Here is a 16,032-nt window from a genome sequence, read left to right as displayed (position 1 = left end):
CCATGGCCAACCCGTTCGACGACGACAACGGCGTCTTCCGCGTCCTGGTCAACGACGAGGGCCAGTACTCGCTGTGGCCCGACTTCGCGCCCGTCCCGGCCGGCTGGACCAGCGTCCACGGACCGGCCGGCCGCGAGGCCTGCCTCGACCACATCGAACGGCACTGGACGGACATGCGTCCGCGCAGCCTCGCCGAGGCCATGCGCGAGGCCGACGCCTGATGGCGGCCCGGCCCCGCGTCGAGGACGTGCTGCCGCTCTCCCCGATGCAGGAGGGCATGGTCTTCCACGCGCTGTACGACCCGCACGCGCCGGACGTCTACACCGGGCAGACGGTCCTCCGCCTGGCCGGTGCGCTGGACCCCGACCGGCTGCGCACGGCCGCCTCGGCGCTCCTCGCCCGGCACGCCAACCTGCGCGCCGCGTTCCGCACCCGGCGCGACGGCCGGCCCGTCCAGGTGATCGCCGGCGCGGTACCCACCCCGTGGCGCGTCACCGACCTGACCACCCGCCCGCCGGACGAACGCGAGCGGGACCTGCGGCGGCTGCTCGCCGAGGACCGCGAGGAACGCTTCGACCTGACCCGCCCGCCGCTGCTGCGGTTCCATCTCGTGACCCTCGACGCGCACGACCACCGGCTGGTGATCTCCTCCCACCACCTGCTCTGGGACGGCTGGTCCGCGCCCCTCCTGGTGCGCGAACTCTTCCTGCTCCACGGCTCCGGCGGCGACCCGGCCGCCCTGCCCAGGGTGCGCCCCTACCGCGACTACCTGACCTGGCTGTCCCGCCAGGACCGCGAGGCCGCCCGCACCGCCTGGCGGACCGCCCTGGCCGACCTCGACGAACCCACCCTGCTCGCCCCGGCCGCCCGCGACCGGGCGCCCGAGCCGCCACGACGGTACGTCCTGACCCTGCCCGAAGCCGACACCGCCGCCCTGACCGCCGCCGCCCGCGCCCACAAAGTCACCGTCAGCACCGCCCTCCAGGGCCTGTGGGCGGTCCTGCTCGGCAGCCTCACCGGCCGCACCGACGTCGTCCTCGGCACCACCGTCTCCGGCCGCGACGCCGACGTGCCCGGCATCGAGTCGATGGTCGGCCTGTTCATCAACACCCTGCCCGTCCGGGTGCGGCTGCGCCCCGCCGAACCGGCGGCCGACCTGCTCCTCCGGCTCCAGTCCGAACAGTCCGCACTGCTCGACCACCGGCACCTCGGCCTCGCCGACATCCAGCGCGCCGCCGGACACGACGTCCTCTTCGACACCCTGCTGGTCTTCGAGAGCTACCCGATCGAGGACGAGGGCATCGCCCGCGCCCTCGACGGCCTGCGCATGACCGACGTCTCCGTCCTCGACGCCACCCACTACCCGCTCACCCTCACCGCCCTCCCGGGCCCCCGGCTCACCCTGACCTTCGCCCACCGGCCGACCGCCCTGGACACCCCTGCCGTCACGGCCCTCGCCGACCGGTTCACCACACTGATACGCGAGTTCACCGACGACCCGGCCCGCCCCGTCGCCCGGCTCGGAGCAGCCGGCCCCCCGCCGCCCGCCCGGCCCGCCGACCACCCCCTGCGGCACCCCACCGTCCGCGCCCTCCTCGCCGACCGGACCGCCCGCACCCCCGACGCCCCCGCCGTGCTGCACGGCGACACCACCCTCACCTTCGCCGCACTCGACGCCCGCGCCGACGCCCTGGCCGCCGCCCTGACCGCGCGCGGCGCCGGACCCGAGTCCGTGGTCGCCGTCGCCCTGCCCCGCGGCCCCGACCTGGTGACCGCCCTCCTCGCCACCCTCAAGGCCGGAGCGGCCTGCATGCCCGTCGACCCGGCCCATCCCGGCGACCGCGTCACGCTGATGCTGGACGAGGCGCGGCCCACCCTGGTGGTCGCCGACCCGCCGACGGCCCGGCACCTCGCCCTCGACCCGGCGACGGTCTGCCCGCCCGACGCCCGCGCCCCCTTACGGCCGCCCCCGCCCCTGTCACCGGACCACCCCGCCTACGTCCTGTTCACCTCCGGCTCCACCGGCCGCCCCAAAGCCGTCGTCGGCACCCAGCGGGCGCTCGCCAACCGGCTGGCCTGGGGCCGGGAACTGAGCGAAGGCGGCGTACGCGTCTCCAAGAGCCCGATCAGCTTCATCGACGGCCTCACCGAACTGCTCGGCGCGCTCGTCGCGGGCGAACCGGTGGCCCTCGCCGCCGACGACACCGCCACCGACCCGGCCGCCCTCGCCGCCCTCGCCGACCGCCACCGGGTCACCCTCCTCACCGCCGTCCCCAGCCTCCACGCCACCCTCGTCGAGTCCGCTCCGCCCGGCTCCTTCGGCTCCGTCCGCACCTGGATCTCCAGCGGCGAACCCCTCACCGCCGACCTCGCCGCCGCGATCACCCGACGCTGGCCGCACGCCCGCCTGGTCAACCTCTACGGCTGCTCCGAGGCCGCCGGCGACAGCCTCGTCCACACCTACGCGGACGGCGACGACCCGGTGCCGCTCGGACAGCCCCTCGACCGCACCCGCGTCCACGTCCTCGACCCCTTCATGCGCCCCGTCCCGCCGGGTGCGACCGGCGAGCTGTACCTCGCCGGGGACGGACTGGCCCGCGGCTATCTGCACCAGCCCGCCCGAACCGCCGAACGCTTCGTCGCCGACCCCTTCGGCCCGCCCGGCAGCCGCCTCTACCGCACCGGCGACCTGGCCCGCCGGCGCGCCGACGGTGCCCTGGAGTTCCTCGGCCGGGCCGACGAGCAGGTGAAGATCCGCGGCTTCCGGGTCGAACCCGGCGAGATCGAGGCCGCCCTGCGCGCCCTGCCCTCAGTCGGCTCGGCCGCCGTCACCGCCCGGGACGACGGCCCCACCGGACGCCGCCTGACCGGCTACGCCGTACCCCGGCCCGGCGCCGCCCTCGAACCGGCCGCGCTGCGCCGGGCGCTCGCCGAGCGGCTGCCCGGACACCTCGTACCGTCCGCCGTCGTCGTCCTGGACGCCCTCCCGCGCACCCCCAGCGGCAAGGTCGACCGCCGCGCCCTGCCCGCCCCCGACCTCACCCGCGACAGCGCCTTCGACCCGCCCCGCACCGCCGAGGAGAAGCTGCTGTGCGGGCTGTTCACCGAGGTGCTGGGCCTGGAACGGGCCGGTGTCCACGACGACTTCTTCACCCTCGGCGGCGACAGCGTCGTCTCCGTCCGGCTCGCCGACCGAGCCCGCCGCGCCGGGCTCGCCCTCTCCCCGCGGGACGTCTTCACCCACCGCACCCCCGCCGGCCTCGCCCGCGCCGCCGCCTGCGCCGGCGGCCCCGCGCCCGAGGAGTTCACCGCGACCGGCGAGCCCCTGGTGTCGCTCAGCCCGTCCCAGCTCGACAAGGTCAAGGCGAGGTGGAGGAACCGATGAGCACGCAGCCCGCCGCGGCCGGCGACGACGGCCCTCCCGACGAAGGCTCCCTCGTCGAGGACGTCCTGCCGCTCTCCCCGCTCCAGCAAGGCCTGCTGTTCCACGCCCTGTTCGACGAGGACGCCCAGGACGTCTACACCATGCAGTCGCTGGTGGAGATCGAGGGCCCGCTGCGCCCCGACCTGCTGCGCGGCGCCGCCGAGGAACTGCTCGCCCGGCACGCCAACCTGCGCGGCGCCTTCCTCCACGAGGACCTGGACGACCCCGTGCAGGTGGTGCTGAAACAGGTCCCCGTCCGCTGGCGGGAGACCGACCTGTCCACCGCCGGCGAACGCACCCGAGCGGCCGTCGTCGCCGAGGACGCGGCAGCCCGCTTCGACCTCACCGACCCGCCCCTGCTGCGGCTCACCCTCGCCCGCCTCGGCCCCGACCGCTGGCTGCTGATCGTCACCAACCACCATCTGCTCCTCGACGGCTGGTCCGTCCCCCTGCTGGTGCGCGAACTGCTCCAGCTGTACGCCGGCTTGCTCGCCCCCGGCCGCACCGCACCACCGCCCGCCGCGCGGCCCTACCGCGACTTCCTGGCCTGGCTGGCGGCCCGCGACCGCCAGGCGGCCGGACGGGCCTGGCGGGAGGCGCTGGCCGGAGCGGCCCCCACCCTGCTGGCGCGGTCCCCCGCCGGCCCCGTGCCGGTGACGCCGGAACTCCACACCCTCCGGCTCACGGAGGATGTGACCGAGCGCATAGCGGCGTCGGCCCGTGCTCGCGGCGTCACCGTCAACACCGTCGTCCAGGGACTGTGGGCGCTGCTGCTGGCCCGGCTCACCGGACGGGACGACGTGGTCTTCGGCGCCACCGTCGCCGGGCGGCCCGCCGACCTCGCCGGCGCCGAGTCGATGATCGGCCTGTTCATCAACACCGTGCCCGTGCGCGTGACCGTGCGGCCGGGGGAGCGGGCCGGGGACTTCCTGCGCCGGCTCCAGGACGAGCAGGCCCGGCTGATGGACCACCACCACCTCGGGCTCACCGAGATCCAGCGGCTGGCCGGTGCCGGAGACCTGTTCGACACGCTGCTGGTGTTCGAGAACTACCCCGTCGACCGGGCCGCCGTCGCCCGCGCCGAGGCCGACGCCGGACTGCGGATCCTGGACGTCACCGGCTCCGGAGCCACCCACTACCCGCTCACCCTCGCTGTCCTCGCCGAACGACGCCTCGGCGTCGTCTTCGAGTTCCGCCCCGACTGCCACGACCGCCGCACGGTACGGGAACTGGCCGCCCGCTTCGAACGGCTGCTGCGCGCCCTGCCAGCCGACCCGGACGCGCCGCTCGCCGCCCTGGACCTGCTCGCCCCCGAGGAACGGGCCGCCCTGCTCACCGCCGGGACCCGCCCGCCGCTGCCCGCGCCGGAGCCCACCCTGCCCGAGATCTTCCAGGCGCAGGCGGCCCGCACCCCGGACGCCACCGCCGTGGTGGGCGACGGCCGGCGGCTGACCTTCGCCGCGCTGAACGCCGAGGCAAACCGGCTGGCCCGGCTGCTCGTCGAGGCGGGCGCCGGACCGGAACGCGTCGTCGCCCTCGCGCTGCCCCCGACCCCGGACACCCTCATCGCCCTGCTCGCCGTCCAGAAGGCCGGCGCCGCCTATCTGCCGCTGGACCCCGCCTGGCCCGCCGAGCGCATCGCCGGAATGCTCGACGACGCCCGCCCCGTCGCCCTGCTCACCACGGCCGGCACCGCACCCGCCACCGACGGCGTGCCCGTCCTGCCGCTCGACGCCCCCGAGACCCGGCGCCGCCTCGCCGAGGCCGACCCGGCCGACCCCCTCCGTCCGCCGCGCCCCGAGCACCCCGCCTACGTCATCTACACCTCCGGCTCCACCGGCCGCCCCAAGGCCGTCGTGGTGCCGCAGCGCGCCATCGTCAACCTGTTCGCGGCCCACCGCGCCGCCCTGTTCACTCCGGCGTCGGCCGCCGCCGGCGGACGCCCGCTGCGGATCGGGCACGCCTGGCCCACCGCCTTCGACGCCTCCTGGCAGCCCATGCTGTGGATGTTCGCCGGGCACGAACTGCACCTGGTCCCCGACGAGGTGCGCCGCGACCCCGACGCGCTGCGCGACTTCCTCGCCGAGCACCGCGTCGAGTTCATCGAACTGTCGCCCTCCCTCGTCGGCGAGCTGGTCACCCGCGACGGCTGGCGCGCCGAGCTGAAGGTGCTGGGCGTCGGCGGCGAAGCCGTACCGCCGGACCTGTGGCGCACCCTGCGCGCCACCGACGGCCTGACCGTGCACAACCTCTACGGCCCCACCGAGGCCACCGTGGACTCCGCCGACTGCGACCTCGCGCTCACCGACCGCCCCGCCATCGGCCGGCCCGTCGCGGGCGCCCGCCTGTACGTCCTCGACCGCCACCTCCATCCGGTGCCCACCGGCGTCGAGGGCGAGCTGTACATCGCCGGCGAAGGCCTGGCCCGCGGCTATCTGGGCCGCCCGGCGGCCACCGCGAGCCGTTTCGTCGCCGATCCGTTCGCCACCCGGCCCGGCGCCCGCATGTACCGCACCGGCGACATCGCCCGCTGGACCCGCGACGGCCTCGTCGAGTGCCTGGGCCGGGTCGACGACCAGGTGAAGATCCGCGGCCACCGGATCGAACCCGGCGAGATCGAGGCGGTGCTGCTCCGCCACGAGCTGGTCGAGCGCGCCGCGGTCGTGGTCCGCGAGGACACCCCCGGCGTCCGCCGCCTGGTCGCCTACGTCGTCAGGGCCCCCTCGGCACCACCCGCCGAGCGGACCGCCGAGCTGCTGCGGACCGCCACGGCCGCCGTCCTGCCCGACTACATGGTCCCGTCGGTGTTCGTCGCCGTCGACGGCCTCCCGCTCACCCTCAACGGCAAGCTCGACACCGCCGCCCTGCCCGCGCCCACCCGCACCGCCGGACCCGCCGCGCGGCCCCCGCGCACGGCCACCGAACGGCGGCTCGCCGAGCTGTTCGCCACCGTGCTGGGGCTCGACGGCATCGGCGTGCACGAGAACTTCTTCGCGCTCGGCGGGGACAGCATCGTCTCCATGCGCCTGGTCGGACAGGCCCGCGCCGCCAGCCTCCCCCTGTCCCCGCGCGACGTCTTCGAACAGCCGACGGTGGCCGGGCTCGCCGAACGCGTGGACACCGCCGCACGCGTGGACACCGCCGAACATGCGGACACCGCCGCACGCGGCGCGGGCGATGCGGCCGGCCCCCGTACGGACGACACGGCCGAGACCGGCACCAAGGACATCCCGCTCACCCCCGCTCTCGTCCGCCTCGTCGAACAGGGCGGCCCCTTCCGGGCCTTCGGCCAGGCCCGCTTCCTGCGCACCCCGGCCGGCCTCGACCTCACCGGGCTGCACCGCCTCGTCCAGAGCGTCCTCGACCGGCACGAACTGCTGCGGGCGAGCCTGGGGCGGGACGAGGACGGGACCTGGCGGCTGCACACCGCGCCCGTGGGCGCCGTCCGCGCGTCCGACTGCGTACGGCGCACCGACGCCGCGCACCTGGACCACCCGGCGGTGGGCGACCTGGTGCCGGACGCCTTCGACGCACTCGCGGCCGATCTCGACCCGGCGGCCGGGGCCGTCGCACGGTTCCACTGGTTCGACACGGGCCCGGACCGCGAGGGACGGCTGCTCGTCGTCCTGCACCAGACGGTCACCGACCCGGCGTCCTGGGGCATCCTCGCCGCCGACCTGGCCGCCGCCTGGCACGGCACCCGCCTCCCGCCCCCCGTCACCTCCTTCCGGCGGTGGGCGCGGGCCCTGCGCGCCGAGGCCCGGCGCCGCACCACCGAACTGCCCCTGTGGCAGGCCGTACTGGACCACCCCGAACCGCCCCTGGGCGCCGCACCGCTGGACCCCGCCCGCGACACCCGGGCCACCCTGCGCCGCCACACCCTCACCCTCGGCCCGGCCGTCACCGTCCCCCTGACCCGCCTCCCCGTGCGCGACGTCCTCCTCACGGCGCTGGCGCTCGCCGTCCCGCGCCTGCGCGACACCCCCGACCCGTCCCTGCTCGTCGAACTCGCCACCCACGGCCGCGCCGACCACCTGCTGCCCGGCGCCGACCTGTCCGCCACCGTCGGCTGGTTCACCAGCACCCACCCCGTCCGCCTCGACCCCGGCGGCCCACCCGGCACCGATCAGCTGCGGCGCGTCCGGGACCAGCTCGCCGCCCTGCCCGACCAGGGCATCGGCCACGGCCTGCTGCGCAGACTCGACCCGGGCACCGCCGCCCGGCTCGCCCGGCTCCCCGAGCCGCAGATCGAGTTCGGCTACCTGGGCCGCGTCACGCTCGGCGAACGCCGGGCCCGGCCGGACGCCGCGTTCACCGCCGCACCCGAGACCGGTGCCGCGGGCGGCGCCGCCGACCCCCTGATGCCGGTGTCCCACGCCCTCACCGTCGACGCCGTCCTCCTCGACGGCCGCGACCCCGGCGGCCCGGTGCTGGAGGTGGGCTGGCAGTGGCCCGGCCACCTCTTCACCGAGGACGACATCCGCCGCCTGGCCGAGCTGTGGACGGCGGCCCTCGACCAGTTGCTGAAAGGCGGAGACCAGTGACCCGGACACCCGAGGCGGCCGACCTCGCGGCCCGCAGGCGGGAGTTGCTGCGCCGCCGGCTGGAGAGCGCCGGCCTGGCGAACGCCGCCGCCCGCTCCGAGCACATCCCGCGCCGCCCCGCCGACGCGGGCCCGCTGCCGCTGTCGTACGCCCAGTCGCGGATGTGGCTGCTCCAGCAGCTCGACCCGGACAGCCCGGCGTACAACGTCTGCCTGGCCGTCCGGCTGCGCGGCCCGCTGGACCGGCAGGCGCTGCGCACCGCCCTCCAGGGCCTGGCCGACCGGCACGAGGTGCTGCGCACCCGCTACCCGGCCACCGCCGACGGCACCCCGGAACAGACCGTCGACCCGGTCGCGCGGGTGGTGTGCGAGACCGTCGGGCTCGACGGGCTGCCGGACGACGAGCAGGACCGGCGCACCGCGGAACTGGCCCGCACCGCCTCGGCCACCCCGTTCGACCTCGCCGCAGACCACTCCCTGCGCGCCCTGCTGATCCACCGCGCCCCCGACGACCACACCCTGGTACTGACGGTCCATCACATCGCCTGGGACGGCGGCACCTTCCACGCCCTCTCCCGCGATCTGAGCGCCCTGTACCGGTCCGCGCTCACCGGGGAGCCGTCCGGGCTCGCCCCGCTGCCCCTCCAGTACGCCGACTACGCGCGATGGCAGCGCGACGCGTGGACCGACGCCCGGCTCGCCCCGCATCTGGACCACTGGCGGGCCGCCCTCACACCACCCCCCGCGCCCCTCGCCCTGCCCGTCGACGCCCCGCGCGAGCCCCGGCCCACCCCGCACGGCGGCCGCCGCCACCGCACCCTCGCCCCCGAGGTCACCGACCGGCTTACCGCCTTCGCCCGCGACACCGACGCCACCCCCTTCATGGTGCTGCTCGCCGCACTCGCCGCCCTGCTGCACCGCTGCACCGGAGCCACCGACGTCCCCGTCGGCTCAGCCGTCATGCACCGCGACCTCACCGGACTCGACCAGCTCATCGGCAACTTCGGCAACACCCTCGTCCTGCGCACCGACCTGGCCGGCGACCCGGACTTCGCCGAACTCGTCGCACGCGTACGGCGGACGTGCACCGACGGCTACGCCCACCAGGACCTGCCCTTCGACCGGCTCGTCGAGGAACTGCGCCCGCCCCGGCAGCCGGGCCGCTCCGTCTGGTTCGACGTGATGCTGCTCTTCCTCACCCAGGGCCTCGACGGCCCCGCGCTGCCCGGCGTCACCGCCGAGTGGGAGACCGTCCACAACGACACCACCCAGTTCGACCTCTCCCTGGAGGCGTTCCTCACCGGCGGCCGGCTGCGCATCGAGGCCACCCACCGCGACGGCCTGTTCACCCCGGACACCGTCGACCGCCTCCTGCGCCATCTGGAGACCCTGCTCGCCGCGGCGCTCGCCGACCCCGGGCGCCCCGTCTCCACGCTGCCGCTGCTGACCGAGGACGAGGAACACCGCGTGCTGCGGGACGGCGACGGCACCGCCCACCCGGTCCCCGACACCACCCTCACCGCCCTCCTCGACCGGCAGGCCGCCCGCACCCCCCACGCCCCGGCCCTCGCCACCGACGCGTCCGCCCCACACGACCCCGCCGGCTCCCGCGACCACGCCGACCACGCCGAACACACCGACTATGCCGCCCTGCACGCCCGCGCCAACCGCCTCGCCCGGCTGCTCACCGCCCACGGCGTCGGCCCCGAACGGCTCGTCGGCGTCGCTCTGGACCGCGGGCCCGACCTGGTGGTCGCCCTCCTCGCCGTGCTCAAGGCGGGCGGCGCCTACGTCCCGCTCGACCCCGGCCACCCCGCCGAACGCCTCGCACTCCTCGTCGAGGACACGGCACCCGCCCTGGTCCTCACCACCACCGCCCACCCCTTCCCCGTCCCGCCGACGACCCCGCTCCTGCTCCTCGACGACGCCGCCGTACGGCAACGCCTCGCCGCCCAGGACGACCACCCCCTGACCGACGCCGACCGGACCCGACCGCTGCGCCCCGAGCACCCCGCCTACGTCATCCACACCTCCGGCTCCACCGGCCGCCCCAAAGGCGTCGTCGTCCCGCACGCCGCGATCGTCAACCGCCTGCTGTGGATGCGGGACACCTACACCCTGGGCCCCGACGACCGCGTCCTGCAGAAGACCCCGGCCGGATTCGACGTCTCCGTCTGGGAGTTCTTCTGGCCCCTGATCACCGGCGCACAGCTCGTCCTCGCCCGCCCCGGCGGCCACCGCGACCCCGCCCACCTCGCCGAGCTGATACGCGCCCACCGGATCACCACCGTCCACTTCGTGCCGTCCATGCTGCGCGCCTTCCTCGACGACCCGGCCGCCGAGCGGGTCCGAGGCGTGCCGCGCCACGTGCTGTGCAGCGGCGAAGCACTCCCCACCGACCTCGCCGACCGCACCGCCCGGCTGCTGGCCGGCACCGCGCTGCACAACCTGTACGGCCCCACCGAGGCCGCCGTCGACGTCACCGCCTGGCCCTGCGCCGAGGGCACCGGCTCGGCGGGCGGCTCGGTGCCGATCGGCCGCCCGGTGTGGAACACCCGCACCCTCGTCCTGGACGCCCGGCTGCGCCCCGTCCCGCCCGGCGTCCCCGGCGAGCTGTACCTCGGCGGCGCCCAGCTGGCCCGCGGCTACCTCGGCCGGCCCGCGCTCACCGCCGCACGCTTCGTCGCCGACCCCTACGGCCCGCCCGGAACCCGCCTCTACCGCACCGGCGACCTGGTGCGCCGGACCGCCCACGGCGCCCTGGAGTTCCTGGGCCGCACCGACGACCAGGTGAAGATCCGCGGCATCCGGGTCGAGCCCGGCGAGACGGAGGCCGCCGTCGCCGCCCTGCCCGAGGTGTCCCAGGCCGCCGTGACGGTACGCCAGGACCACGACGGACAGCCGCACCTCGTGGCCTACGCCGTCCCGCTCCCCGGCGCCCGGCCCGGCCCCGCCGACCTCCGGCAGCGGCTCACCGCGACGCTCCCGGACCACCTCGTGCCCGCCGCCGTCGTGCTCCTGGACGAGCTGCCGCTGACCCCGAACGGCAAGCTCGACCGCCGCGCCCTGCCCGCCCCCGACCTCGCCGCCCTCACCACCGGCACTCCGCCCCGCACCGAAGCCGAGGCGGCCCTGTGCGGCCTCTTCGCCGACCTGCTCGGTCTGCCCGCGGTCGGCGTCCACGACGACTTCTTCACCCTCGGCGGCCACTCCCTGCTCGCCACCCGCCTGATCGCCCGGCTGCGCGCCGACCTGGGCGCCGCCGTCCCGCTGCGCGCCGTCTTCGACACCCCCACGCCGGCCGCCCTCGCCCCGCTCCTCGGCACCCGCGCCCCCGACGCGCCGCGCCCCGCGCTCCGGCCGGCCCCGGTGCGCCCCGACCCCCTCCCGCTCTCCTCCGCCCAGGCCAGGCTCTGGTTCCTGTACCGCCTGGAAGGACCGAGCCCCACCTACAACGTCCCCACCGCCCTCCGGCTCACCGGCCCCCTCGACGCCGACGCCCTGCGGGCCGCCCTCGACGACGTGGTGGCCCGGCACGAGGTGCTGCGCACGGTCTACCCCGACGACGACGGCACCCCGAAACAGCACGTCCTGCCCCCGCCCGAGGTGCCCCTCACGATCGTGCCCACCCCCGCGGGCGAACTGGACGCCAGGCTGCGCGAAGCCGCCGCCCGCCCCTTCGCCCTCGACCGCGAGATCCCGCTCCGCGCCACCCTGCACCGCCTCGGCCCCGACCAGCACGTCCTGCTGCTGCTCGTCCACCACATCGCCACCGACGGCTGGTCCGCCGACCCGCTCCTCGCCGACCTGGAGACCGCCTACACCGCCCGCCGCGCCGGCACCGCGCCCGCCTGGCCACCGCTGCCCGTCCAGTACGCCGACCACACCCTGTGGCGGCGCCGGCTCCCCGACGACGGCCTCGACCACTGGACCACCGCCTTGGCCGGACTGCCCGACGAACTCCAGCTCCCGGTGGACCGCCCGCGCCCCGCCGTCCACCACCACTCGGCCGAAGCCGCCGACTTCCGCCTCGACGCCGACGTCCACCGCGCCCTGCGCGACCTCGCCGCGGACACGGGCGGCACCGTCTTCATGGCCCTCCACGCCGCCGTCGCGGCGCTGCTCGGCAGGCTCGGCGCGGGCGACGACATCCCGCTCGGCACCCCGGTCGCCGGCCGCGCCGACCCCGCCCTCGACGGCCTGGTCGGCCTCTTCGTCAACACCCTGGTGCTGCGCACCGACCTCTCCGGCGACCCCACCTTCCGCGAACTGCTCACCCGGGTGCGCGAGACCGACCTCGACGCCTACGCCCACCAGGACGTCCCGTTCGAACGGCTGGTGGACGCCCTCGCCCCGGCCCGCTCCACGGGCCGCCACCCGCTGTTCCAGGTGATGCTCGCCCACCAGCGGGCCCCCGTACGGCGGGACTTCGCCGGACTCGCCCTCGCCGAGCACCGCGTCGACTTCCACACCGCCAAGACCGACCTCGCCTTCCACCTCTTCGAGCACCCCGACGCCGGCGGCATCGACGGCTCGCTGGTCTTCAGCACCGCCCTCTACGACCGGGCGACCGCCGAGGCCATCGCCGAGCGGCTGGTCCGGCTGACCGGCGAACTGGCCCGCCACCCGGACCGGCCCGTGCGCGCCGCCGACGTCCTCACCCCGGGCGAACGCGCCCGGTTGCTGGGGGAGTGGAACGACACCGCCCACCCGATGCCGGCCACCACCCTCACCGCCCTGGTCGAGGAACAGGCCGCCAGGACCCCCCGGTCGACCGCCGTCGAGTACGGCGTCCCCGGCGGGACCCGGCTCACGTACGGCGAACTCGACGCCCGCGCCAACGCCCTCGCCCGGCGGCTGCGGGAGCTGGGTGTGGGGCCGGAACGCCGCGTCGGCATCCATCTGGACCGGTCGGCGGAGATGGTCGTCGGGCTGCTCGCGGTGCTGAAGGCGGGCGGCGCCTTCGTCCCGCTGGAGCCGTCCTGGCCCGCCCGCCGGATCGCCGAGGTGTGCCGCGGCGCGGCCCTGACCGCGGTGCTCGCACGCACCGGGGACGCCCTGGGACCCGACGGCCCGCCCGTCGTCGAGGTCGACCTGGGCGGACCCGTGCCCGACGCCGCCCGCCCGGAGGTCGCCGTCGACCCCGAGGGACTCGCCTACGTCATCCACACCTCGGGCTCCACCGGTGTCCCCAAGGGCGCGATGATCCGGCACCGGGCCATCGCCCACCGGCTGCTGTGGCAGCGCGAGCTGCTCGGCTTCGGCACCGCCGACGCGTCCCTGTTCAAGGCGCCGCTCGGCTTCGACATCTCCATCAACGAGATCTTCCTGCCGCTCGTCAACGGCGGCCGGGTGGTGATCGCCGAACCCGGCGGCGAACGCGACACCGACTATCTGCTGGACACCGTCGAACGGCACCGGGTGACCTTCACCTATCTGGTCTCCTCCATGCTCGACCTGCTGCTGGAGCAGGACGGCTTCACCCGCCGCGCCGCCTCCCTGAAACACGTCTGGTGCGGCGGTGAGGTGCTGACCCCGGAACTCTTCGCCCGCTTCCGCGCGGCGAGCGAGGCCGTGATGTACCACGGGTACGGCCCCGCCGAGGCGACCATCGGCGTCAGCCATGTCGTCTACCGCACCGGCGCTGTCCGCAGCGCCGTCTCCATCGGCCGCCCCAACGGCAACACCCGTCTCTACGTCCTCGACGAGCGGCTGAACCCCACCCCGGTCGGCGTGCCCGGCGAGCTGTACGCGGGCGGTGTCTATCTCGGCCGCGGCTATGTGAACGACCCGCGCCGCACCGCCGACCACTTCGTCGCCGACCCGTTCGGCCCGCCGGGGGAACGGCTGTACCGCACCGGCGACCTGGCGCGCTGGCGCCCCGACGGCACCCTGGAGTTCCTGGGCCGCGCCGACCACCAGGTGAAGATCCGCGGCATGCGGGTGGAACTGGAGGAGATCGAGGCGGTCCTCGAACAGCACCCGGCCGTCCGGCGCGGTGTCGTGGTGCTCCGTGAGGACTCACCGGGCGTCGAACGGCTCGCCGGATACTGCCTGGCACCCTCCGACGCCCTTCCCGGACTGCGCGACTGGCTGCGCGAGCGGCTGCCCGAGCACATGGTCCCGGCCACCCTGACCGTTCTCGACGCGTTCCCGCTGCTGCCCTCCGGCAAGGTCGACCGCGCGGGCCTCCCGGCGCCCGCCGCCGCCCCGGCGCCCGTCACCAGGGCTCCGGCGGACGAGCGGGAACGGCGGCTGTGCGAGCTGTTCGCGACCGTCCTCGGGCTGCCCGGCGCCGACGTGGACGCCGACTTCTTCGCACTGGGCGGCGACAGCATCGTCTCCATCCGGCTGGTCAGCCTCGCCCGCAAGGCCGGCATCCCGGTGAGCCCCCGTCAGATCTTCCAGACACCCACCCCGGCCGGTCTCGCCGCGAGCGTGCGCCAAGCCGCGCACACTGCCGGGGCCGACGCAGCCGGGCGCGCCGGTGCTGCCGGGCGCGCCGGTGCTGCCGGGCTCGCCGGTGCGGCCGGGGCGGCCGACGAGGCCGTGGGCGAACTGGAGCCGACCCCCGTCATGCGCGCCACCGCCGACCGCGGCGGCCTCGCCCAGGCGGTGCTGCTGGTGACCCCGCCCGAGCTGACGGAGACCGCGCTCACCACCGTGCTCCAGACCGTCCTCGACCGCCACGACATGCTGCGTGCCCGCTCGGCGGGGGAGGACCGGCTGGTCGTCCCCGAGGAGGGCACCGTGCGGGCCGAGGCGCTGCTGCGCCGGGCCGCGCTGACGGACACGGAACGCGACCGGCAACTGGCCGACGCGGTACGGCGCCTCGACCCCGGCGCGGGACGCGTGCTCCAGGCGGTGTGGTGGCCGGCCGGACGACGGCTGCTGCTCGTCGCCCACCACCTGGTCGTCGACGGAGTGTCCTGGCGGATCATCGGCGCCGACCTCGCCGAGGCGTGGGAGGCGGTCCGCACCGGTGGGGCCCCGCGCCCGACGCGCACCGGCACCTCCTTCCGCGGCTGGAGCCGGCTGCTGGCCCGGGAGGCCCGCCGTCCGCAGCGGGTGCGGGAACTGCCCTGGTGGACGGAGCTGCTGGAGGGTTCACGTCCGCTGCTGGCCCGCGATCCCTCGAACCCGGTGTCGCACGACAGCCCGCCGCCGCGGTCCGCCGCCGCGACGGAGCGCGCCTTCGTGCTGCCCGCGCGGCTCACCGCGCCGCTGCTGACGGCCGTGCCCGCCGCCTATCGCGCCACCGTCCCCGATGTGCTGCTGACCGCACTCGCGCTGGCGGTCGCCGTCTGGCGGGAGGAGCGCGGCGACACGGCCGGCCGTGCGCTGCTCGTCGGCGTCGAGGGCCACGGGCGGGTCGAGGAGATCGCCGAGGGCGTCGATCTGTCGGCGACGGTGGGCTGGTTCACCAGCGTGCACCCCGTCGGCGTCGACCCCGGCCCGCTGGACCCGCGGGAGGCGCTGGCGGGCGGACCGGCGGCCGGGACGGCCCTGAAACGGGTCAAGGAGCAGCTGCGCGCCGTCCCCGGCCAGGGCCTCGGCCACGGCCTGCTGCGCCACCTCAACCCCGACACCGCGCCCGTCCTGGAGAAGCTTCCGCAGCCGCAGCTGACCTTCAACTACCTCGGCCGGTTCACCGCCTCCGCCGCCGGTCGGCCGTGGGAGCTGGCCCCCGAGGCGCCGATGCTGCGGGTCTCGCCCGAGCGCGCCGCCGCCGGCCTGGAGATCGACGCCGTCGCCGTGGAGGACGCGGACGGCCCGCGGCTGCATGTCTCGGCGGCCTGGCCCGGCACCCTCCTGACCACCGCCGAGGCCGACGCCCTGCTCACGATGTGGCGGCAAGCCCTGAGCGGACTGGTCCAGCACGTCCAGGCGTCCCCCGCGGGCGGCCTCACCCCCTCGGACCTCCCGCTGGTCGAGGTGACCCAGGAGGACCTGGACGACTTCGAGAACGCCTTCGACGCCATCGGCACCGACCCCGATACGCACACCGACACCGACACCGACACCGACATCCACACCGAGCCCGGCGAGCACGACGACTTCTGAG

Annotated in this window: 4 protein-coding genes; all 4 read left to right on the top strand. The window is 76.2% G+C overall.

Going from position 1 to position 16,032, the window contains the following annotated elements; all coding sequences use genetic code 11:
• Positions 1-2: 2 nt before the first annotated feature.
• From ABT232_RS22835 to ABT232_RS22820, 4 genes are read left to right on the top strand one after another with little or no spacing between them, the layout of a single operon-like run.
• Positions 3-221, top strand: coding sequence for an MbtH family protein (locus ABT232_RS22835; protein ID WP_351842740.1), 219 nt, complete (start codon positions 3-5; stop codon positions 219-221).
• Entirely contained in the window at positions 221-3,385 is a 3,165-nt protein-coding gene (locus ABT232_RS22830) for a non-ribosomal peptide synthetase (RefSeq protein WP_351842738.1), read from the top strand. Before ABT232_RS22835 ends, ABT232_RS22830 begins: the two co-directional genes overlap by 1 nt.
• Positions 3,382-7,968 (top strand): non-ribosomal peptide synthetase, encoded by a 4,587-nt coding sequence (locus ABT232_RS22825; protein ID WP_351842736.1) that lies wholly within the window; start codon positions 3,382-3,384, stop codon positions 7,966-7,968. The genes ABT232_RS22830 and ABT232_RS22825 overlap by 4 nt, the downstream gene beginning before the upstream one ends.
• Positions 7,965-16,031 carry a non-ribosomal peptide synthetase gene (locus tag ABT232_RS22820; RefSeq protein ID WP_351842734.1) on the top strand — a complete coding sequence of 2,689 codons (8,067 nt, stop codon included), beginning with the start codon at positions 7,965-7,967 and terminating at the stop codon, positions 16,029-16,031. Before ABT232_RS22825 ends, ABT232_RS22820 begins: the two co-directional genes overlap by 4 nt.
• Position 16,032: the final 1 nt, after the last annotated feature.

Origin of the sequence: Streptomyces sp. NPDC001532, assembly GCF_040298625.1 — a bacterium.
GTDB lineage: Bacteria > Actinomycetota > Actinomycetes > Streptomycetales > Streptomycetaceae > Streptomyces.
Note: the sequence above shows the minus strand (reverse complement) of the source record. Positions and strands in the feature narration are given on the sequence as shown.

What these genes read in the sequence shown, in the direction of transcription:
- ABT232_RS22825 (WP_351842736.1), top strand. Translation starts at nt 3,382, where the DNA reads ATGAGCACGCAGCCCGCCGCGGCCGGCGACGACGGCCCTCCCGACGAA.
- ABT232_RS22835 (WP_351842740.1), top strand. Translation starts at nt 3, where the DNA reads ATGGCCAACCCGTTCGACGACGACAACGGCGTCTTCCGCGTCCTGGTC.
- ABT232_RS22830 (WP_351842738.1), top strand. Translation starts at nt 221, where the DNA reads ATGGCGGCCCGGCCCCGCGTCGAGGACGTGCTGCCGCTCTCCCCGATG.